The 20,928-nt window shown below is 57.0% G+C and carries 12 protein-coding genes and 1 tRNA gene; 5 read left to right on the top strand and 8 right to left on the bottom strand.

The features are described from left to right. Position 1: 1 nt before the first annotated feature. From C4N04_RS26715 to C4N04_RS26705, 3 genes are read right to left on the bottom strand one after another with little or no spacing between them, the layout of a single operon-like run. Entirely contained in the window at positions 2 to 1,747 is a 1,746-nt protein-coding gene (locus C4N04_RS26715; RefSeq protein ID WP_106797454.1) for a site-specific DNA-methyltransferase, read from the bottom strand. 49 nt (positions 1,748 to 1,796) lie between these two features. After that, positions 1,797 to 3,689, bottom strand: coding sequence for a hypothetical protein (locus tag C4N04_RS26710; protein WP_106797453.1), 1,893 nt, complete (start codon positions 3,687 to 3,689; stop codon positions 1,797 to 1,799). Positions 3,690 to 3,692: 3 nt separating this feature from the next. Then, positions 3,693 to 6,560 (bottom strand): SNF2-related protein, encoded by a 2,868-nt coding sequence (locus C4N04_RS26705; RefSeq protein WP_199852507.1) that lies wholly within the window; start codon positions 6,558 to 6,560, stop codon positions 3,693 to 3,695. 231 nt (positions 6,561 to 6,791) lie between these two features. Here C4N04_RS26705 and C4N04_RS26700 point away from each other — a divergent pair, with 231 nt between their 5' ends. Together C4N04_RS26700 and C4N04_RS26695 are read left to right on the top strand one after the other, a co-directional pair. Further along, positions 6,792 to 11,909, top strand: a complete 5,118-nt coding sequence (locus C4N04_RS26700; protein WP_106797452.1) for a RecQ family ATP-dependent DNA helicase — start codon at positions 6,792 to 6,794, stop codon at positions 11,907 to 11,909. Positions 11,910 to 12,080: 171 nt separating this feature from the next. Continuing rightward, positions 12,081 to 13,760 carry a DUF262 domain-containing protein gene (locus C4N04_RS26695; protein ID WP_106797451.1) on the top strand — a complete coding sequence of 560 codons (1,680 nt, stop codon included), beginning with the start codon at positions 12,081 to 12,083 and terminating at the stop codon, positions 13,758 to 13,760. A gap of 40 nt (positions 13,761 to 13,800) precedes the next feature. Here C4N04_RS26695 and C4N04_RS26690 read toward each other — a convergent pair whose 3' ends face one another. The 4 genes from C4N04_RS26690 to C4N04_RS26675 form a co-directional block, all read right to left on the bottom strand. Beyond that, positions 13,801 to 14,550, bottom strand: a complete 750-nt coding sequence (locus C4N04_RS26690) for a recombinase family protein (protein WP_106797450.1) — start codon at positions 14,548 to 14,550, stop codon at positions 13,801 to 13,803. Positions 14,551 to 14,829: 279 nt separating this feature from the next. Then, on the bottom strand, positions 14,830 to 15,675 hold the full coding sequence (locus C4N04_RS26685; protein ID WP_158775603.1) for a DUF3102 domain-containing protein: 846 nt from the start codon (positions 15,673 to 15,675) through the stop codon (positions 14,830 to 14,832). 84 nt (positions 15,676 to 15,759) lie between these two features. Next, positions 15,760 to 16,260 (bottom strand): hypothetical protein, encoded by a 501-nt coding sequence (locus C4N04_RS26680; RefSeq protein ID WP_106797448.1) that lies wholly within the window; start codon positions 16,258 to 16,260, stop codon positions 15,760 to 15,762. Between the two features lie 312 nt (positions 16,261 to 16,572). After that, positions 16,573 to 17,031 (bottom strand): hypothetical protein, encoded by a 459-nt coding sequence (locus tag C4N04_RS26675; protein WP_106797447.1) that lies wholly within the window; start codon positions 17,029 to 17,031, stop codon positions 16,573 to 16,575. Positions 17,032 to 17,390: 359 nt separating this feature from the next. Between C4N04_RS26675 and C4N04_RS31650 the strand changes: the two genes are divergently transcribed. Beyond that, positions 17,391 to 17,939 (top strand): hypothetical protein, encoded by a 549-nt coding sequence (locus tag C4N04_RS31650; RefSeq protein ID WP_158775601.1) that lies wholly within the window; start codon positions 17,391 to 17,393, stop codon positions 17,937 to 17,939. A 9-nt stretch (positions 17,940 to 17,948) separates the two neighbouring features. Beyond that, entirely contained in the window at positions 17,949 to 18,578 is a 630-nt protein-coding gene (locus tag C4N04_RS26670; RefSeq protein ID WP_106797446.1) for a hypothetical protein, read from the top strand. 465 nt (positions 18,579 to 19,043) lie between these two features. Here the strand turns inward: C4N04_RS26670 and C4N04_RS26660 are convergent. Continuing rightward, a tRNA-Gln gene (locus tag C4N04_RS26660) sits at positions 19,044 to 19,117 on the bottom strand. A 246-nt stretch (positions 19,118 to 19,363) separates the two neighbouring features. Here C4N04_RS26660 and C4N04_RS26655 point away from each other — a divergent pair. Next, positions 19,364 to 20,920, top strand: a complete 1,557-nt coding sequence (locus C4N04_RS26655) for a Ppx/GppA phosphatase family protein (RefSeq protein WP_106797445.1) — start codon at positions 19,364 to 19,366, stop codon at positions 20,918 to 20,920. Positions 20,921 to 20,928 lie beyond the last annotated feature (8 nt).

The following is a 20,928-nucleotide window of genomic DNA, read 5'->3' as shown; positions in this document are numbered from 1 at the left end:
ATCATTCTTCCGCAGTGCCTGGAGTGTCGAAAAGCGATGGCTCGGCATCCGGCGACGCTTTTGATTTACGGCCGCGCTTGACCGACGCGGCCGCGGCCTCATCAGCGTCGTCATCGCCCTCCTGGTCGGTGAGAGGCAGGTTTGCGATGTTGAGCGAATAGTCGTCGCGTCCCCACTCGCATTTTGTCAGGATGGACGAGGGGATCTTGACGAGCGTCAGGTTGTCGAACTTATCAGGATCGGCGTTGAAGGCCTTGCAGCAGACAAGCAGCGAGCGCTCCGGGCCGACATCCTCCGAGATCTTCCGGCAGGCATCATGCGTCAACTGCTGGGTGGTGACGTAGATGAAGTCTTTTTCGGTTGAATAGCCGTGGCTCCAGTATTCATCTGCATGCTGACTAGGTGCGTAAGTGAAGCCGAGATGTTTGCACATAGCTTGAGCCAGCATCTCGGGGCGGTATTCATTGCTAATCACCCAGTTGCCATATTTATCCTGCTCAAGCAGCGAAGATGCGAGGTTAAAATAGCGAAAACCACCGCCGCCATTCCAGCCTGCAGCCTTCGTTACTCCTCCATCGTCATCGCCTTGGATCACCTTTTTCATCCGTGGCGCTATGTGGGTATCGCTGTGAGCGCCGAGCTCAACCATTATCCAACGTCGGCCCATCTTGTGTGCGACGGCTCCCGTGGTGCCAGAACCTGCAAAGGAGTCTAGGACAAGGTCGCCAGGGCGTGTGGCTATTTCGAGCCCCCTTTTTATCAGCCGTTCCGGTTTAGGAGTGGCGAACACATTTTCCGAGTTGAAAGCCGAGGCCTCTCGCTTCGACTCTTGATTGTCTCCGACTTCCTCCCGCGGCCACCAACTTCTAGCTACCACGCCGGATTGCACCTCGTTCAGGAACCGCTTAATACGAGGGACGTTGCCGCCGTTCGCGCCGAACCATATTCGGTTATCGAGAACAAGTTCTTCAAATCGTTCTTTGCTTGTGCCCCAGCACCTTCCTTGAGTAGGCAATAGTGTCCGACCCGACGGTGTCACGATCTCATAAACATTCGGGCTGATACCAGTTCGCGCAAACTGTGCCCCACGTGCGCCGCCGGTAAGACTGATTGTAAAGTTGTCGGACATCCAAGGACCGCGCGGATCATTGTCAGGATTCAAGTAACGTGAGTCAGCTTCGTCGGTGCGCGGGAGAAGGTTCGGAGACCATTTTGTTTTGTCACGAGTGTATACCAGGACGTGGTCGTGGCTGTCCGAGATGCCTTGCACATTGGCTTGCGGCGCAAACTTCTTTTGCCAAACGACATTTGCAACGAAATTCGCTCGCCCAAAAATTTCATCGCATAGCACTTTCAGGTAGTGTGCCTCATTGTCATCAATCGTGATCCATAGCGATCCATCTTCAGACAGGAGCCTGCGGATAAGTTCCAATCTATCCCGCATCATAGATAGCCAGATAGAGTGCTCCAGCCCATCGTCATAATGCTCGAAGGCGCTACCTGTATTGTAAGGCGGATCGATAAAGACGCACTTTACCTGGCCGGAGACCTTCGGGTCACTTTCTAGGGCCTTTAGCGCCAGCAGATTATCGCCACGGATCAACATGTTGTCGAAGATGTCGCCATCCGAATGCCGCACCTCGGCGTGATAGCTCTTGGCCGGATCCTCGATAAGGATGCGCGGCTCCAGCTTCGGGCGCTCGTCCTTGCCGATCCAGGTGAGTTCCAGCTTGGTTTTCTTCGACATCAGTCTTCCGTTCTCAGTCATATCGTCCAGGGAGCCAGCGCGAATCCCTTTATGGTTTGAGTATCCTGTCTATCCTCACTGGACGCTCGGAGGAACCTAGCCAAACCGTAAACTCATCGCCGACCTTTTTGCCAAGTAGCGCCCGCGCTCGGTCTCGCTTTCGCGAAAGCTCGGATCCGTTGGAGGGCATGGGACCGGATGCTGCGACACATGGATAAAAACGCGGTTGCTGCCCCACGAAATAGCGAAGAACCGCGGTATCCCCCGGTTCCACCACTGCCTCTTTGGGGCTCTCGGCTTTCGAAAGCCTTCTTTCGGGCTGACCTTCGCGAGCAATGGATTCGATGACAGCCGTTCGCTGGCTTGAGACTAGCTCAAGCGCAACCTCGCTCCCCAACTCCTTGCCCAATATCTGCTGAGCACGCGGATCGCCGAATGACAAAAGACCGCAGGATGGATCGCTCTCCGACTGACTGATCGTATAGCGGATAAACTTGCCAGGGCCGCTATCGGTATAGCGTAGGAGGACGATATCTCCGACGATAACGCCGGCGCTCGTTACGTCCTTAAGCTCGGCTGGCAATGTCAGCTGGGAGAAATTCGGGGAAAGTGGGGGCTCAACAACCAACGTTGCGGCTGTTGCCGCGATTGCAGCTCTTTCAAGGGCTGCGTCGACCGCTAACGCCGTCTGAAGCTCCTGGAGGAGTGTGCTGGCATCGAGGGCCTCCATCGCTGGAGTTGAGGCCTCTGGTGCGTTAACGACGGCGGGTGAACGCTGGCTGTCTGGCGCCGACAAATTTGGTGCGGCGGTATTTGGTGGACGTAACTTGGCCAACCGATCCTTGGACCCTGCTTTAGGCTGGCTCGTGCCTTGGCGATTTGGTGCTCTGGTCGTTTTCGCTGTAGCTGTGCGCCCATATCGCGCTTCCCACAGTCGCGATTTTTCCGCCAGATCGCGAAAATCAGTCGTCTTGAAGAGTTCTGCCCATTCTTCCCGCGGCATCAAAGGTTCCGAATGCTTCTTTCGCTCTTCTGCCGCAATCCGGGCTGTGAGCTTGCGCGCAGCTGCATCTTCGACTGCTTTGTCCAACTCGTCGTAATAGTCCGCGAACTCCTTTCGTTTGCGGACTAGCTGATCGATCCGATGCCGCCGAGCACTATTTTCCAGCGAGCGGAGATCCTTGCTGAAGCGCTCTTGGCTAGGAAGGCCATACCGCAAATCGAACCCGGTATTTGCGACCGTGCGCACTTTGGAATACCGAGTTTGCCAATAGACCGTATAAAGCGGTCGCACACGACCATGGTTCTGAAGTGACGCCAATACCTGGGTCTCGAACTCTTCGAGCTCGTCATGGAATGTGCTCAGCTGGCTCCGGTGCCATGTGTCGGCAGCAGACTGCTTGTTTTCGATCTCTTCAATTTTCTCATCGATTGCGCGGCGTATATCCGGACGATCCCACTCTCGTCGACGCCTGGCATATAAGTCCGACAGAAAATCCTCGACCTTTGCGTAAACCTCTTGCCGACGGAATTCCAGGCGCGCAATCGCTGATGCGGTTTGCTGCTCCCTATCTTCTAGCACGCGAAGATGTGAGACGTCGCACCCGCCCAAGAAATCCCAGTAGAGAGCATCTAGTGCATCACCAAGGTCATCCGGCGGCTCTGTTACGACCTCCATGGGCAGCGCGCACTGCATCGAAAACAGAGCTTCCGCGACCCACTTTCCGAGAACCTCTCCTTCGTCGTTGATACACGCGGCGACAACAGCCCGTGTATGATCGAAATCCGTCTCCATCTCGACCTCGGCGACCGCAAGCCAGCCTGATCGGTTGAGAAGAGCCGGAACAACCCAGCCAGGCCCGACGTGGCTGTCCAGGAAGAAATGCAGTTCGACAGGGTAAACGCCGAATTCAGACGAACGATACCCGGCCCAGCCACGCATTGACTACTCCACAGACCAGCGAATGGAGAAAAGGTGCTCAAGCTCAGGTTTGCGGTTCAGGCTTTCCGAAAACTCGTCCAGCATTTCGGTGATCTTTTTGCGAATTGCCTTTCGCCGTTCGTGCTTGGAGAATTTCAGGTCGTCGATCTCGTCCTCGACCTTCTTGATCTTTCGGCCAAGTGAAAGCTTCTCTTCCATCGATATATCCGGAGAACGGCGATCTTTTCGAAGCTGCTTGACCTCGCTGTCCAGCTCATCGATCTGAGCTTCAATTTCGACTTCCATGTCCTTCGAGTAGTTGTCGAGGCGAGCTTCTTCCTCTTCAAGCCATTGGAAATTTTGCCTTTTTACGGCGTCTCCGAATTCCGCGAAGAGGCTCTCTTCGGTCTTCATCAGTGGCCCCGCGCCGCTCGGCATGTTTATCGGGCCGTCATCCCGCGCAGGCGCAGTGAGAAGCCGCTTTGCGGTGTCTACGGGAATGGCACGGCCATCGTTGGTAATGCACGAAAGCAGCAAATCTTCACGGAGATTGCCGCTGGTGTTGACGGACGCCTTGGATACGCGAAGCAGACCACTCGATCCCACGAGAGCCTGGACATCGGCGAGCTGCCCGTCAAAGGGGAATAGGCTTGGCTTGAAGGTCAAAGCTGAGGCTTGCGCAGTATGATCACGCGATCGTGCCGCGTCGGCTATCACCATGGCGGCATTTTCGTCCGTAAGGCGAAAGAACTGCCAGTCCTTCTCACCGGCGACCTGCCAGTGCGGCGTGAAAATCTCACCGGCGTGCCGGAAAGCATGATCACCATCAATGTCGAACTCTGCCGACGGAAGCTCTGCGCGTGCCATCATCAACAAGCGGCGACTAAAATCGTCGAGCGCCTGGGTAAGGCTGTTCTTGCGGGTGTTCAGTCGGGACACGACATCGGCGTCAAACTGCTCGAGAACCTTCGCTCTGGCACCTGCTACCTCGGCCGAAATAGTGTCCTGCAGCTCAGCCTGCAGGGCATCAAATGCCTCGTTGATATCTTCCGGCGTGCGGCATTCCTGGACGATGTCGAGGACCTTCTTCTCAAAATCGACACCGCGCTCGATTGTCCCGAGGACTTCGTCACTAGAACCGAAGACGCCCTCGAAAAGCTTGAACTTGTTCTGAAGCAGCTGGTGAATACGAAACTCGGCCTGGTTCTTGAGGTTGAGCATGTTGACGACGGTCACATCGATCTTCTGGCCATAACGATGGCAACGGCCGATGCGCTGCTCGACGCGCTGCGGATTCCAAGGAAGATCGAAATTGATAAGCAGTGAGCAGAATTGCAGGTTGATGCCTTCTGCACCGCTTTCAGTAGCGATGAGGATTGTTTTCTCGTCGCTCTTGAACGCATCAACGAGCGCGGCCTTCATGTCAGCTGTTTTAGACCCGGAGACGCGATCGCTTCCGGCGTGTTGAGTTTTCCAGTTCTTGTAAAGCTCTTGGCTGGCAGCGTCACTGTTCGAACCGTTCAAAACAACGATCTGCCCTGCGTAGCCGTTCACGGACAAGAGATCGGAGAGGTAAGTCTGTGTCCGAACGCTTTCCGTAAAGATGACAGCTTTTCGGGCGCCTCTCTTGGCAACAATGCCGTCTAGCACAAGGGGGAGCTGATCGATGAGCTTCTCGCCTTTCGCATTCGCGCCGATAGAACGTGCCAGATCAAGGAAACCTCGAAGCTCAACAAGCTCTGCGGCGAGTTTCATCGGATCGATCTGGGGGGCATCGTCGTCAGCCTCGTCATCCGCGCCGGCTTCTTCAACAATCTCTTCCATCGTATCGATGTCGTCGGTCATTGCTGTGTCGGCCGTCTGCATTTTCTCAAGGCGACCAATCAGCGTCTCAAGATAGCGTGTGACAGCAAATGTTGATGAACCAAGAATCTTTCGGATCTGCAGGATGACAAGCTGGTTAGCGCGATCGCCATAAGAGACCGTATCCTTGCGCTGCAAGAAGCTGGACACGGCATTGTAAAGCTTGACCTCGAGATCCGGGGGCTCAAAGTCGAAGACGACGGCGTTTCGTTTGGTGAAATTGATATGGCCGGCTTCCTGGACTTGCCGACGCAGCGTGCGGTGGCTGATTGGCTTCAGTCGCTCTCTAAGGGCTTGTGTCGAAGCTGGCGTTGCGCCAGCGCCGGTGTAAAGCTTCTTGAATGCTGCTTCCCCGCCGAAGTGATTTTCATCGATGATGGACACGATGCCGTAAAGTTCGAGCAGCGAGTTCTGCAACGGCGTTGCGGTCAGCAAGACCTTGAATGTCTCTTTCAGTGAGTCTCGGAGATCCTTCGCACGTTGGGATCCGTTCTTCTTGTAGACATTACGCAGTCGATGGGCTTCATCGAAAACGACAAGATCCCAGCGCATCATCCGAAGGTCATCTTTCTTCATAGCTGCGAACTCGTAGGACGTGATCACCACGCCTTTGACGGCCTGGAAGGGCTGCTTATTGCCAGCCTTCTTGAGGTCGCGATAACGGCCCGCCTCCATGATCGTCGATGACAATCCAAACTTCTCGATCAGCTCTTGCTCCCACTGTTTGCGCAGCGATGCGGGAGCGATGAGAAGGATGTGGCGCTTTTGTTCGGCCCATTTTTGAGCCATCACGAGGCCGGCCTCGATCGTCTTACCAAGACCAACTTCGTCAGCGAGCAGCACGCCTTTGCCGAAAGGGGATTTGAGGGCGAAGAGTGACGCCTCGACTTGGTGAGGGTTCATATCGACACGCGCTGCGCTCAGAGATCGCGTAAACGAGTCGTCATTGATGCTTTCGAGCATCAAGCTGTGAGCGAAGAAGTGGCCCTGAACGGGGGTGTAATGGGCGGCAGCAACGGAGATCGTCATATCATCCCTAGAAATTGATTCTTTTACCTATATTGCGAGTTGAATACCTAGTGTCGCAAGTGCAGTTCAAGAAATAATTGCATCAATAAGTGCGCTTCAACTAAACTGTGTCCCTGCTGCCTTGCACGCTGGGAAGCATTGTAGTTTGATGCCTTACATTGGATTGCTCTCGTTCGTCACGATCGGCCCGTGAAGAGAGGATCTGGCATCGCAGCGAGAAGTCACGCACGGATGAGCGCTTCCGAAATTTTTCTTACGGCTTCCTCATTCGTTGGCCGCTGCCTCTCAATCGATCTCGAAGTTAATCCGGAAAGAGCCTCTATTTTCGCCTTCGCCGCAGTTCGAAGCTGCGACGCGGAGAAGGCTATCTTTCGGCAAGGCAACCGAGAGGCCGCGCTCGACCGTCTGGAACGACTGGCATCCGAGGCTGACTTCCTGCTCGGCCATAACATCATCCGCTTCGATCTCCCCCATCTCGCTGCGGCCAGGCCAAGTTTCACCACGCTATCGGAAAAGCCTGTCGACACGCTTTGGTTGAACCCGCTCGCATTTCCGCGCAATCCGTATCATCATTTGGTCAAGCACCATCACGACGGTCGTCTACAGGCCGGGCATATCAATGATCCCGAGCTGGATGCTCGTTTGGTTCTGGAGGTTTTGACGAGCCAGATCGGGGCATTCGAGCGCCTTGAGAACCAAGCACCTGCGGCCCTGATCGCCTACCACTATCTAACCACCTCCAGTCCTCGAACAGACGGGTTCGATGCGTTTTTCGCGAGTCTGCGGAAGGCACCTCGTCCAGGCGTGTCGCTCGCCGTGCAGGCGGTCCGGGAACTTCTCGATGGAAATGCCTGCGCGACCCGGGTGGAGGAGGCACTGCAGCGGATCTCCTCGCCGGAACGCGGTTGGCCTATGGCCTATGCACTGTCATGGATATCTGTGGCGGGCGGCGATTCCGTGATGCCGCCTTGGGTCAGGAAGCAGTTTCGCGAAGCCTCGCAGATCGTCCGGGATCTGCGCGACACTGCTTGCAGCGATGCCGGCTGCGTATGGTGCCGCGACAAAAACGATCCCAGGAAGGCTCTTTCCCGGTGGTTCGGCTTCAATTCGTTCCGGCCGGAACCAAAGGATGAAGCTGGTCGTCCGCTGCAGGAACGCATCGTGGCGGAAGCAATGGCAGGCCGCTCCGTGCTCGGCATTCTGCCGACCGGAACCGGTAAGTCCGTCTGCTACCAAATCCCAGCTCTATCGCGCTTTGACAAGACGGGTGCGCTCGCGGTCGTGATCTCTCCGCTCGTTGCGTTGATGGCCGACCAAGTCCAGGGCCTGGCGCGCCATGGAATATCGGGCTGTGTCACGATCAATGGTCTTCTCTCTCTTCCAGAGCGGCACGACGCCCTGGACCGTGTGCGAATGGGAGATGCTGCCATGCTTCTTATCTCTCCCGAGCAGTTGCGCAGCCCTTCAGTCCGCGCCATTCTTACCCAACGTGAGGTGGGATACTGGATCCTCGACGAAGCCCATTGCGTCTCGAAATGGGGACATGATTTTCGCCCTGACTACCGGTATGTGTCGCGTTTCATCCGTGAACATTCTGGTGACCGGGAGCCGGCGCCGGTTGTCTGCCTGACGGCGACTGCGAAGCCCGAGGTGGTTCGCGACATTCGCGATCACTTCCAGGCACGGCTCGGAATGGACTTGCTGCTGCTCGACGGTGGGGCCACACGGAATAATCTCACGTTCGAAGTGCAGGAAACAAATCGCAGCCGTAAGCCCGCTGATATCCTGGAAACGATCAAACGCGCATTGCCGGAAGATGGGTTATCGGGGGCAGTTGTCTATTGCTCCACGCGAGCGGCGACCGAAAAGGTCGCAAGCTTCCTTCAGCAACAAGGTCTCTCTGCCGATTACTTCCATGCTGGCCTGACAGCCGAACGTAAGCAGGAAACGCAAGAACGCTTCCGGGTCGGCGATCTCCGTATCATCGCGGCCACGAACGCCTTCGGAATGGGCATCGACAAGCCTGATATTCGGCTGGTCGTCCACGGTGATATACCCGGCTCTCTGGAAAACTATTTGCAAGAAGCCGGTCGGGCTGGACGTGATCGCAATCCCGCGGCCTGCGTCTTACTGTTCAGCGCCGAAGATGTTGAACGGCAGTTTTCGCTGAGCGCGCGCTCCCGTCTCGCCCGTCACGAGATTGGTGGTATTCTCAAGGCTTTGCGCCGCTTGGACAAAAGCGGCAAGGATCGCAGTAGCGGGGTCATCGCCACGCCTGGCGAGATCGTGCGAGAGGACACAGCACAAGAATTCGTCCGCGACAAGACGACCGACGACACCAGGATCAAGACGGCTATTGCTTGGCTGGAAGAGGCCACCCTTCTCGCACGTGATGAAAACCGACCGCAGGTCTTCCCGTCTTCTCTCCGCGTCCGCACGATCGAGGAAGCCAAGACAATCCTGGTCAAGGCGAATATAACGGAACAGCGGCGCAAGCAGCTCCTGCAAATTGTCAGCCATCTAATGCAGTCGCCGGCAGATGCCGGCGTCTCCACTGACGATCTGTCGGGTGCGGGCGGACTCACTGGAGGAGCGCTGCGAAAAGCGCTTTCGGACCTCGAGGCGCTCGGCATTGCCAATGACGATACTGTAATTACCATCTTCGTTCATGTTGGCGCGGATGGTTCGCGCCAGAGGTTCCAGTTATCCTCAACCCTTGAAACCTCAATGATTGCGGTATTGAGGGAAAGCGCTCCTGATGCCGAGAATGGTGAAGCCTATCCGTTGCACCTCGCCGCGACCTGCCAGATACTGCGTGACCAAGGCCATGCCGGCGTGCGGCCAGACCTGATCGAGACGCACTTGCGCAGTTTCGCGCATGACGGGCGCGACGAAGATGGTGGACGCGGCAACATTCAGTTCAGCAAGCTCAACAGAGGGAGCTGCCTGGTGCGTCTGCAGCGGTCATGGGACGCCTTGAACCGAACGGCGGAAATCAGGCGAAGCGGAGCCGAGAATGTGCTGCGGCATCTCGAAAGCCTCGTGCCGAAAGGCACACGTGGCAAGGACATTCGGGTCGAAACCACGATCGGCAAGATGCAGGGCGCCATTAGGGAGGATGCTTTCCTGAAAGCCGCTATTCGGGACGAGACGAAACTTCTGAATCGCGCTTTGATGTGGCTGCACGAACAGGGTGTCGTCACCCTCGGACGCGGCCTTACGATTTTCCGCCCGGCAATCACCGTCAATCTGCGACCAGGCGGCGGGCAGTTCACACAAAAGGATTTTGCGCCGCTTGAAGAGCATTACGGCGAACAGACCCTTCAGACGCACATCATGGCCGCCTATGCCACCCGTGGGCTGGTTTCGATGCCGGAGGCGGAACGTTTGGCCTCGGATTATTTCCGCATGGAAAAGGAGACGTTCCTCAGGCGCTGGATGCCCGGCAGGGCGGGGGAACTGCGTCGGCAGAGCACGCCGGACAGCTGGCGCCAGATCGTGGAGGACCTCGGCAGCACAACGCAATTAAGGATCGTTGCCGACGATCGCGAACAGACCAATGTCTTGGTGCTCGCCGGCCCCGGCTCCGGCAAGACGCGGGTGCTCGTCCATCGCATCGCTTATCTGGTGCGCATACGACGCGAGAACCCGCACGGCATCCTCGTCCTAACCTACAATCGACATGCCGCGGTGGAGATCCGCAGGCGCCTCAAGGACCTGATTGGCGACGACGCTTTGGGCGTGACCGTGTCGACCTGCCATGCGCTGGCCATGCGGCTGGTCGGTGCACGCTTTGCCGGTCAGCTCGAGGCCGAGACCGAGCGCGACTTCGACAAAGTCGTGGTCGAGGCGACGGCGCTGCTACGGGGTGATGGCCTACCGAGGGACGAAGCAGAGGCATTGCGCGAAACCTTGATTCAGGGCTATCGCTGGATCCTGGTCGACGAATATCAGGACATTGGCCCGGAGGAATACGGCCTGATTTCGGCGGTGGCCGGCCGGTCGCTCGACGACCAGGAGCAGCGGCTCAGCCTCTTCGCTGTCGGCGACGACGATCAGAACATCTATGCTTTTGCTGGTGCATCGATCGAATTCATCCGGCGTTTCGAGGCGGACTACAGCGCCCGGCCAAGCTATCTCGTGGAAAACTACCGATCTACTGCGGCGATCGTCGCCGCGGCCAACAGCGTGATCGCTCCGGCGTTGGATCGCATGAAGGCCGACCAAGACATCACGGTCAATCGTGCCAGATTGAAGGCGCCAATTGGCGGGACCCTCGCCAGGATGGATCCCGTAGCACATGGACGTGTGCAACTTCTGCGCACCGATGCCGGCGCACAGGCGATGACCGCGGTGGATGAGCTGATCAGGCTGTCCCGCCTGATCCCCGATTGGTCCTGGTCAAACGCCGCGATCATTGCGCGGGAATGGCGGCTGCTTGAGCCGGCGCGCAGCTACTGTGAAAAACTTGGTATCCCCGTGCAGCTCGCGAGTGAGACAATGCCACCTTTCTGGCGTCTTCGTGAGGTCAGGGCCTTCGTGGCATTCGTCCGCGCTGAGCCGACAAAGAGGCTTACCGTCGCACAGATGCAGGCTTTCATTGCCGGTCAACAGCAAAACGGCTGGTGGATATTGATCTCGGATGCCCTGAAGGATTTCAGCCTGGAGCTGGATGACAAGGCGGTGCCGGTTGATGATCTCCTCGAAATGTTGGCGGAATGGGCTCGCGACGCACGCCAGGAGCAGCGAGGGCTCATGCTTTTGACGGCGCATCGCGCAAAGGGACTGGAATTCGACGATGTCGTCATTCTCGATGGCGGCTGGGAGCGCACCTCGAGGGGTGAGGACCAGGATGCGCCGAGGCGGCTGCTCTACGTCGCCATGACCCGCGCGCGCCGCAGCCTGGCAATCGCAACTGTGATGGATCGGCACGCCATTATTGGGGCGGACACAACAGGCCTACTTGAACGAACAATCATGGCAGACAGAAAACAGGGGGCAGACAGCGCTCTTCGCTACCAGCTGGCCGAGCCTCAGATGGTTGACCTATCATGGGTGGGGCGGCAGGGTGTTGACAGTAGTGCGCACCGCGCTTTGGCGCGATTGCAGACCGGTGATCGAGTTAGCTTGGTGCAGGTCGACGATCGCTGGTTCATTCTGAATGAGGACGGGGTAGTCATCGGAAGGATGGCTCAGAGCTACAAGCCGCCAGTGGGACTGCGATGCATCCGCGGAATTGCTAGAGCAATCATTCAATGGCGCAAGGTCGACAACGGTGAGGAATTTCAGGTGTCTTTGAGAAAAAATGTTTGGGAAGTGGTCCTGCCTGAATTCGTGTTTGGAGAATAACTTGCAGACGATAAGGCGCGATGAACCTCGCCACCACCCTCTAATCGAGCGCGGATGCGTGTTTCTTCGCCGAGTTGAGTGAGTAAGTTCTTAGGGCCTGACGCAGCCCGCAATGCCTGAAACGGATGGTGTCTCGATAACGAGGCAACGAAAAGCACATTGGGAGAGATAATGACACGCCATACTATAGAAGCCAGCGAGAAGCCAATCCTCGACATCTTTTGTGATAAGTATCTTTTTCGCATCCCCTCCTATCAACGACCATATGCCTGGACTACGGAGCAGGCGAGTGAGTTGCTCAACGACATTGTCACCGCCTGCGGTAGTTCCGGCGATGTTGCGGATGCAAGTCCCTATTTTTTGGGTAGTATTGTTCTCATCAAAGATCCACAGAAGCCGGAAGCTGATGTGGTCGACGGCCAGCAGCGCCTGACGACACTGACAATCCTGATGAGCGTGCTGCGCGATCTGTCTGATTCCAAGATTGCGACTGCCATACACGGTTATGTCTGCCAGACTGGTGACCCCATCAAAGGAACATCTGATGTCTTTCGGTTGACACCGCGAGAGCGCGATGCCGAGTTCTTCCGCACCATGATCCAGAATGAGGCTGCGACTGCCCAACTGCCGGACGTGCGCCAGTTCAAGGACGCTCGGGCTCGGATGGTGGAGAATGCTAGCTTCTTGCGTGACCGACTAAAAGCGCTTTCTAACGAGGAGCGGCGCAGATTGACTATGTATATCGCGCAGCGCTGCTACCTTGTAATCGTCGCCGCGTCGGATCAGGACTCTGCGTTCCGGATATTCTCGGTCATGAATTCGCGCGGCCTCGATCTTTCTCCCGCAGACGTTCTGAAGGCAGAGATAATAGGGGCTCTACCTGCGGATAAACAGGAGTCCTATACCCAGAAATGGGAGGATATGGAGGATGAGCTGGGGCGGGCTCGTTTCGCCGAGTTATTCGGTCATATCCGCATGATTCACCGCAAGCAGAAGATGCAAGGAACGCTGATAACTGAGTTCCGAGAGTTTGTGCCCACCCGAAAGACGCCGGCAATTTTCATCGATAACGAGCTTTCGCCCTATACTGATGCCTATGAGGAAATAACCGACCGGGCGTTCTCAAGTTACAAGAATGCCGATGAGATAAACCGGCAGCTAACGCATCTTTCCAGGTTGGATAATTTCGATTGGCAGCCGCCATCAATTGAAGTGATCGCTCGTCGGCGCGACGATCCTGATTTCATTCTGCGCTTCCTGTCCGATCTCGAGCGTCTCGCCTATGCACTCTTTCTGATGCGTAGCGATCCTTCTGAGCGCATCCGTCGGTATGGCCGGTTGCTCTCCGCGATCCAGGCCAGTGACGACCTATTCGCAGCCGAATCCCCGCTACAACTCGATGAGAGCGAAAAAGCACAAGTTCGAAAGGCACTCTCAGGCGATATCTATTCGATCACCCGAATTCGCCTTCCACTCCTTCTTCGCCTAGACGAGTTACTCTCGGGCGGCAGTGCAGTCTACAGCTCGCCAGTGATTAGCGTTGAGCATGTTCTGCCTCAAAATCCAGCAGTGGGAAGCCAGTGGCTGCTTGATTTTCCGGAGCTGGATGATCGGTTACAATGGGTTCATAAGCTTGCAAATCTTGTGCTCTTGACGCGTCGAAAGAACTCCCAAGCGGGCAATCTCGAGTTTTCTGAGAAAAAAGAGAGATATTTCTCAACCAGCGCGGGCGTCTCAAATTTTGCCATTACCAGCAAGGTGCTGTCACAGGCGAAATGGACACCCGCAGTGCTTGAGACCCGCCAAGCAGAGCTAATCAGCGCTATCGAGAAGCTATGGCGTCTTTTGTGAGGCGGAAGGTCTCATTTCACTCATCGATCGCCGGGGCAACTCAGAACGCGCCGTAGTGCGGGTTGTCCCGGTAGGTTGCGTCCGCGGACCGCGTTAGGGCGTCAATGGCTGCCTTGCGAGGCTTGCGGAGGGCAGCTGCAGTCCAGGGCTCTCCTCGGCTGGTCTTCACGGCAATTCCGTTCAGCGCATCCACCAACGCCGGCAGAGAGAAGCTCCGCCAGCCGTTGGCCTCGATCAGTTTAGCGATCTCATTGACCTTTTCTTCAGCCCGGCGCTTGTTCGCATCAGCACCGCGCCTCTGGGCTTCAGGGAGGTTCTTCCGATTTCCGAGGAGCGTGCCGGAAGCCTTCTTCTCATCGAGCGCCTGCTTAGTCCTTTGCGAGATCCTATCCCCTTCAAGCTCAGCTCGGGCGACACGACTGGCAAGCACCAAAGGATCCCTGGTGCGCTCGTCGGAGACAGACACGATTGCGACCTTCCTTTCGCGCATGATGTGCTCCACGGTCTCGGTGTGCCGAGACAGCCGATCGAGACCGTCCACAAGAAGGCCGACGTTGTTCTTCTCTGCGAAGTCCAAAGCCTCGGTCAGGCCGTCTCGGAGCGCGAGATTTTTAGCGCCTCGACCGCTTGCTACATCTTGGAACCATTCGATGATCTCGACGCCAGAAGCATTAGCATAGGCGCGGATTGACGCACGCTGAGCTTCAAGCCCGATGCCTACTTCTCCCTGCCTTTCGGTTGATACGCGAATGTATGCGACTGCCTGCTTGGACATGCGGTAGGTGACCATGTGTCGTAACGCTCGTTTAATGCGGTTGATGTGACCAAGACTATACGACCCCTTTTAGATGTGATCAGGTCTTGAAGTGTGTGAGCAACTCTAAGTCGGAAGCTGGGTTTCCGGCGCGTATCGCCAGCTCTCTCCCGAGCTGCATACGGTCAATCCCTAGGATCGCTGCCGTTCCCCAAGCCCGCACCGTGCTGCACGATGCAAGCGTCGGCTTAGCCAGGAACGTTAACCGCTGACCAGCTAGCAGCGGATAACGGCGTGCGCCGGCGCTCGCGTTAGTCACGCCTCGGAGAGAGCCTTTCTCAATGCGTTGAGGTCGGTCTTGAGGATCGCGTCGCGCAGAAGCGAGAACTTATCCCCGAACCGCTTCTTGAGGTGTCCAACGATCTTCTGGGCGCGAAACTCTTGCTCTTGCGCGATTGGAGGCGACTGAGCACCATCTCCATCCTGGATTGCGTTAGCGGGAGCTTCGGTCGCTAAAGCTCGGTTAAGCGAAGCCACCACGTCATCCGGCACGGAGACATCAGACGGCTTTTGGGGACTGCCGGCGGTAATTCTCTCATCCGCGCTAGCCTTCTGTGGAGTCTCGTTCTTAATCGCGGCAATCTTTTTCTCGATCTGCTTGGGGGAGGGTTTCTCGCCCCGCTTTATCTCGTCAATTACCGACTGCCTGAGCGCGTCCGGCGTGCTCTTTGCCGCAAGCTTATAGACCGTGGACGGAGGCAGAACATCAATGACCTGCGGCGTTAGGCCGAACGCGGTTGCCGAGTTCATGTAGTTCTGCGCGGTCCGCTCCTTCCAGCCGAAATGAAATTCCAGCCACTTTCCGAACTTGCCGTGACCGAGCTCTTTCTTGACAACCAGGAGTTCCTTGCCAGTCTCGATGGTGTGAACCTTAAGGCGATTCCGAATACGCTTGGCGGTTGCTTCCGCCTCCTTCGCAACGGCGGCCGAAACACCGGAATAGTCGAAGGCATAGACCTCAGCAGCCCTGCGCTTCGCCTTCGGTAGCGCCACAACATTGTCGACGGACCTGGGCAACTGCTCTGCAGGCGCTGTCGTGGTCGGTGCAGAGAGGTCGAGTTCTGTCAACTCGACGTCATTGAAACGGGAAAGATAAGTCATCGAATAACTCCTTAGAAAGTTGTTCATTACAAAACCGCAACCAATGCGGTTTTAGCGCTCCGCTCGCATATTGAAGATTAGGAACTAGCCCGCGGCCTTGGTCTGAGGGAGGGTCCGTCTAACGCGCTTGTTCAGGTTGTGGCGCATCTTTTTCAGACGCTCCAACTCATCCAACGAGGCCTTCGAGTTCGGACCCGTAAGGCCGGATCGTTTGACCTCATCGATCCGCGCTTCGATTTCGCTCCGCTTGAAATCAGAGATGTCGCGTGCAAGCGTATCGACAACGTCCTCCAGCACGCTCAGGACAAGCTCAGCTTTGCCAAGGGAGTTAAAGGCTGCGGCCTGATCGTCTTCATCGATCTCGGACGGATCGAGCGGCTCGATGCCGTTGTCCTCGCTAAAGTCCCACCATTTGCTACCGAGGATCAGGTAGTGGCTACCAAATCCGGTGCGATTGCCCTCTTTGAAGAAATCAGAAAACGCCTTTCGAAATACCGATGTATTTAGCTGTCGCTCCCGCGCCAGTTCCTCATCTCGTTCCCGTTTCCGCGCTTCTCGCTTATATTCGGCCCAACTCTTTCGCATGCCGGTCTCCTTTCGTTGGACAGACAATGTCCAAGGACGTTGGACATCTCAAGTCCAATCATCCGTCCAAATCGAAGGCAGAAAGCAGCGCGAGCCAAAATTGAACGAGGAGCACTAGGCGCCATGAATGGCTCTTCGCGGTCGGATTAGAGCCAAAAAGGAGGGGTGGAGAAGGCGCCATTGGATTTCCAGGCCCAACGTTCCGCCGGTCGTTCCCTAGGATCGCTGTCGTTACTCGTCCTGACGCCAGCTAGGTTTCTCTCACACTCGAGGCAGACGAGCGGCTGCGTAAATAGCTACGCAGCCGTCGAGCTATTTAGCTTCGGGAACGATGCCTGCGGCGGGTGACATCATATATTCGCCCAGAGTAAACAAGAAGCCGAGGCCGAGTATAAGGAAGATCACCATCAAGCCAAGGCTGACGAACGCGCGCTGGCCATCACTACGGCCTTCATTTATCCGATCCGTAAAGAGATGGACCGCCGCAAGGCCAAGCACCAACATCATAAACGCCATGGCGACTTCCAATGCGGTCATGCAAAACCACTTGAATCCGGCGACACCGGAATTCGTCTTTATCACCTGAATAGCAAGCAGCAGCCCGCCCGACCAGACCGCATTGTTCCACAAGGAGGCTATGCTATCCACTTGTGCTGCGGCGTTGTCGGTCTCTGCAAGCGTGGTTCGGGGTTTAATAACAAATGCTGTCGTCGCCCTTATTGCGTGTTCGGTTTTGGGCCAGGCGGCTGAAAATTTCGATTTCCAACTCATGATGATCCAATCTGGGATTGCTAATTCGCAGACGCTAAACCGAATTCGTTATCATCATCTTCACCGGCGAGCATGGCGAGGCGCATTGCGAGCGTCCGTCTGAACTTCAGGTCAGCGGTCGATCCCTAGGATCGCTGCCGTTCCCCATTCCCGTTCCATATAGCCGCGCCCTGACCGGGACGGGTAGGATCTCGCCGAATTGGCGTAGCGTTGGGGTGAATCGACCACGCCGGCTGGTCTCGGCGCATGCTGCTTTCGCTCTCGATTCTTCTTTTATAACGAAGAGCGTCCTGGATGCCGGCAGGTTATTGTCCGGAACTTTGGGATGCGATAATGAAGCCTCACAACTGGGGCATCAAATGGATTTGGACGAGAGATACGGCGAGTGCCTGCAATTCCAACGAGACGCTAGCCCTGTTGAGCTAAGCGCAATGCCTCGAAGTCTTCAGGTTCTCACCGAGGAAACGGCACCGGCTTTGAAGAGCCTCATCGACGCAGCTTCATCTCAACCATTGGCCGAGGTTGTTTACGCAACCTCGCCTATTCTATGGCTAGTGGACGAAGCTGGAAACATACGGTTCGCTATGGAAGAGGTGCTAAATCGTGAGACCGGAAATCTCCATTTCATTCTCCCGAGGAATGGCCCACCACTTCGGCCGTTCGAAGCGCGATTGGGCCATCCATCGCTTCTTGAGCCAGGGAACCCTGAAACAAAGGTAGCGAGGATCGGCGGAGAGCTGTTCTATGCCCCAATTAGGGGAAGAAGCCCGTGGGTGCTGAGCAACAATTCTGGTCGTTACGGAAAGAGACCCCATATTCGACGTGAGCATCTGGAGAACGTTAACGAGGTCTTTGCCGGATTCGGCATATCGTTGCGCACGTTTTTCGTCTACACTCCAGATGAATAGGAGTAAGCGATGATTGATGTCGCAAATCTAAGACCTTCGGATATCGAGACGCTCATCGAAGAAGGTCTATCGGGGCCAACGGTAGATGCCATCCTTAGCGGCATAAGCAGGATGGTGAAAGAAGTGCACCCTGACGGTGGCGCGGATAGCGACCGTATTCACCTGACTGCAAATATGCTCGCAATGGCAGGTGTTTGGAAAGCTATTCAACCCGCGGAATTAGCGCGCGCGCTTGACGGTGGGCAACATGAAAATATTGTTGTTTTCCTCGAGGGCCTTCCTCCGAAGTATAATCGTGAAGTTGCATATGAGCTGATCACCGGTGGCGATAAAGTCAACGTTCCCATTAGCGACGGAGTTAAGCTCGTAGGCGTCGGTTACGGCACCAACACGCTACTGTCTGAACTGGGTCACCTGGGGCTTTCAGGGGTTCACCTGTGGGCAGGGTTGGACAGCGGCCAAGTTAGCCAAGGTCCTAGACTCGAGTGGCGTGTGGATCCACAGACGCTAGTAGTTACTGCGAGCGGTTTTGGTTCCGGCAATATGCCGGTTGAGAGAAGTAGCGACATAGGCCGATTGAAGCCAACCGTAACGGTGACTAGAACTAGACCACAGGCGAAGCCGCGAAACGTCAGTTAGTCCGTCCCAATAGGGGTCCGCCGCCGACAAACAAAAAAAGCGGGCACTGAGGCCCGCCTTCTCGCAGTCAGCTCGGTCTTACTTGATATTGAGGAACGGCGTCGCAGAGCCCGGAATGATCGAGGTCGACAACTTGCCATCCCACTTCTGAGCCTTCGTCAGCTCGACCAGGTTCGGCGCGTATCAGCTGGCGTAAGCGCGCTATCTTTGACTATTCTGATAGGCTCAGGAGAATTGCACAAAAGAACCCATCAGGCCGTCGGCGGGCAAACCGATGATGGATGGTAAAATTCGTCCGAGCGGGAATCATGGACGCGAATGAAGACCTTCCAGGAGCAGGAATGCGACCCACGATTTTTTTACGCGACAATCCGACGATGGTCCGGGAAAATGATGCGGATAACTGTTCCGGTTGGCTTAGGGCTTAACTAGTTAAGCGACTGAATAATAACGGAAAACAAGATTTGGCTGGGGAACCTGGATTCGAACCAAGATCGACGGAGTCAGAGTCCGCTGTTCTACCATTGAACTATTCCCCAGCAAGGGCGAACCGGCGGGCGGTTCGGCTGGTGTGCGGCGCTTATAAACAAAAGCCCGCCGATTGCAAATACCTGTTTTGAAAAAAAACGGCCGTCTCGGCCAGGGCCGAAACTATTCTGCAAATCCCTCTCCCAAAAAAGAATTTGGTGATTTTGGCGGGCGCTGATATTCTTGCGGCAACGCAAAAATCGAATGAGCGCCTGCTGCATACCTCAGGGAGTTGCGCGGCGCGATGGAAAAACAACGTGGAAGACCCCGAAGGCGGCGTAAAGCCGCAATTTGACGGGGCGTTGGCGGCAGGGCGCAAGGACGGCAAGAAGTCCAGGCGTCGCAAGGGCAAGCGCGGCGGGCAAACCCGCAGCGCCGCTCATCCCGCTTCGCATGAGCTCTCCGGCAATGCCGGGCAGCCAGCGCGCCCAATGGAAGATGCCGCCGGACATCCGGCCCGCAAGCGCAAGCGGCGCCGTCGCGGCGGCCATGGCGCCTTGCAGGAGGGCGCACCTCAACCCCAGCCGATGGAACAGACGGGCGTTGCGGCCAATGCCGCCCGGTCCGATGGCGATCCGCCGTCGAGCCGGCGCAACCGCCGCAAGCACCGCGGCAAACGCGGCCTGCAGGGCCGGCCGCTGACATCGGCAAAGCCTTCCCATATCCAGGCGCAGGAAAACAGGGTTGAAGAGACGGCGCGTGCCGCCGTCCCGCGCGACATGCAGAACGGCGCCGGCGCCGGCCGCAAGGGCCGCTCGGAGAGCCACGCGCGCCAGTCGGATCGCCAGCCCGGCGAATATGCCTGGCCGGAAGAGCTTTATGCGGCTCTCGATCTCGGCACCAACAATTGCCGTCTGCTCATCGCCCAGCCGACCCGTCCGGGCCAGTTCCGCGTCGTCGATGCCTTTTCCCGTATCGTGCGCCTCGGCGAGGGCCTTGCGGCGAGCGGCCGTCTGTCTGACGAGGCGATGGAAAGGGCGATCGAGGCGCTGAGGGTCTGCGCCTCCAAGCTCAGGAGCCGGGAGATCCGCCGCATGCGGCTGATCGCCACCGAAGCCTGCCGCCAGGCGGTCAATGGCGAGGAATTCCTTGGCCGCGTCGTTGCCGAAACCGGCCTCGAGCTCGAAATCATTGATCGGGAGACCGAGGCGCGGCTTGCCGTCTCCGGCTGCTCTTCGCTGGTCGGTCGCGAGACACGCTCCGTCGTGCTCTTCGATATCGGCGGCGGCTCGTCGGAGATCGCCGTCATCCGCATCGGCGACAATCGCTTCAGCCGGCTCGCCAATCACATCACGCATTGGACGTCCCTGCCGGTCGGCGTCGTGACGCTGTCGGAGCGTCACGGCGGGCGCGATGTGACGCCGGAGCTTTTCGAAGGCATGGTGCGCGAGGTCGAAGGCATGCTCGGGAGCTTCGATTGCCCCGAGATCGAAATTGTCCAGACCGGAGATTTCCACCTGATCGGCACGTCGGGCACGGTGACGACGCTTGCCGGCGTCCATCTCGACCTGCCGCGTTATGACCGGCGCAAGGTCGACGGCATCTGGCTGTCGGACGACGAGGTCTCCGCCATGCAGGCAAAACTTCTCTCCTGGGATTTCGACAGCCGCGCGGCCAATCCCTGCATCGGACCGGACCGGGCCGATCTGGTGCTCGCCGGCTGCGCCATCCTCGAGGCGATCCGCCGCCGCTGGCCGAGCCCGCGCATGCGCGTTGCCGATCGCGGCTTGAGGGAAGGCCTGCTCACCGACATGATGGCTGATGACGGCGTGTGGCGGCGCAATCGCAATCGCCCCGGCCAGCGTGCGAAATGAGGGGAAGG

It is taken from the genome of Rhizobium sp. H4 (genome assembly GCF_003013335.1).
Lineage (GTDB): Bacteria > Pseudomonadota > Alphaproteobacteria > Rhizobiales > Rhizobiaceae > Rhizobium > Rhizobium sophoriradicis.
This window is presented reverse-complemented; position numbering and strand designations above follow the sequence as displayed.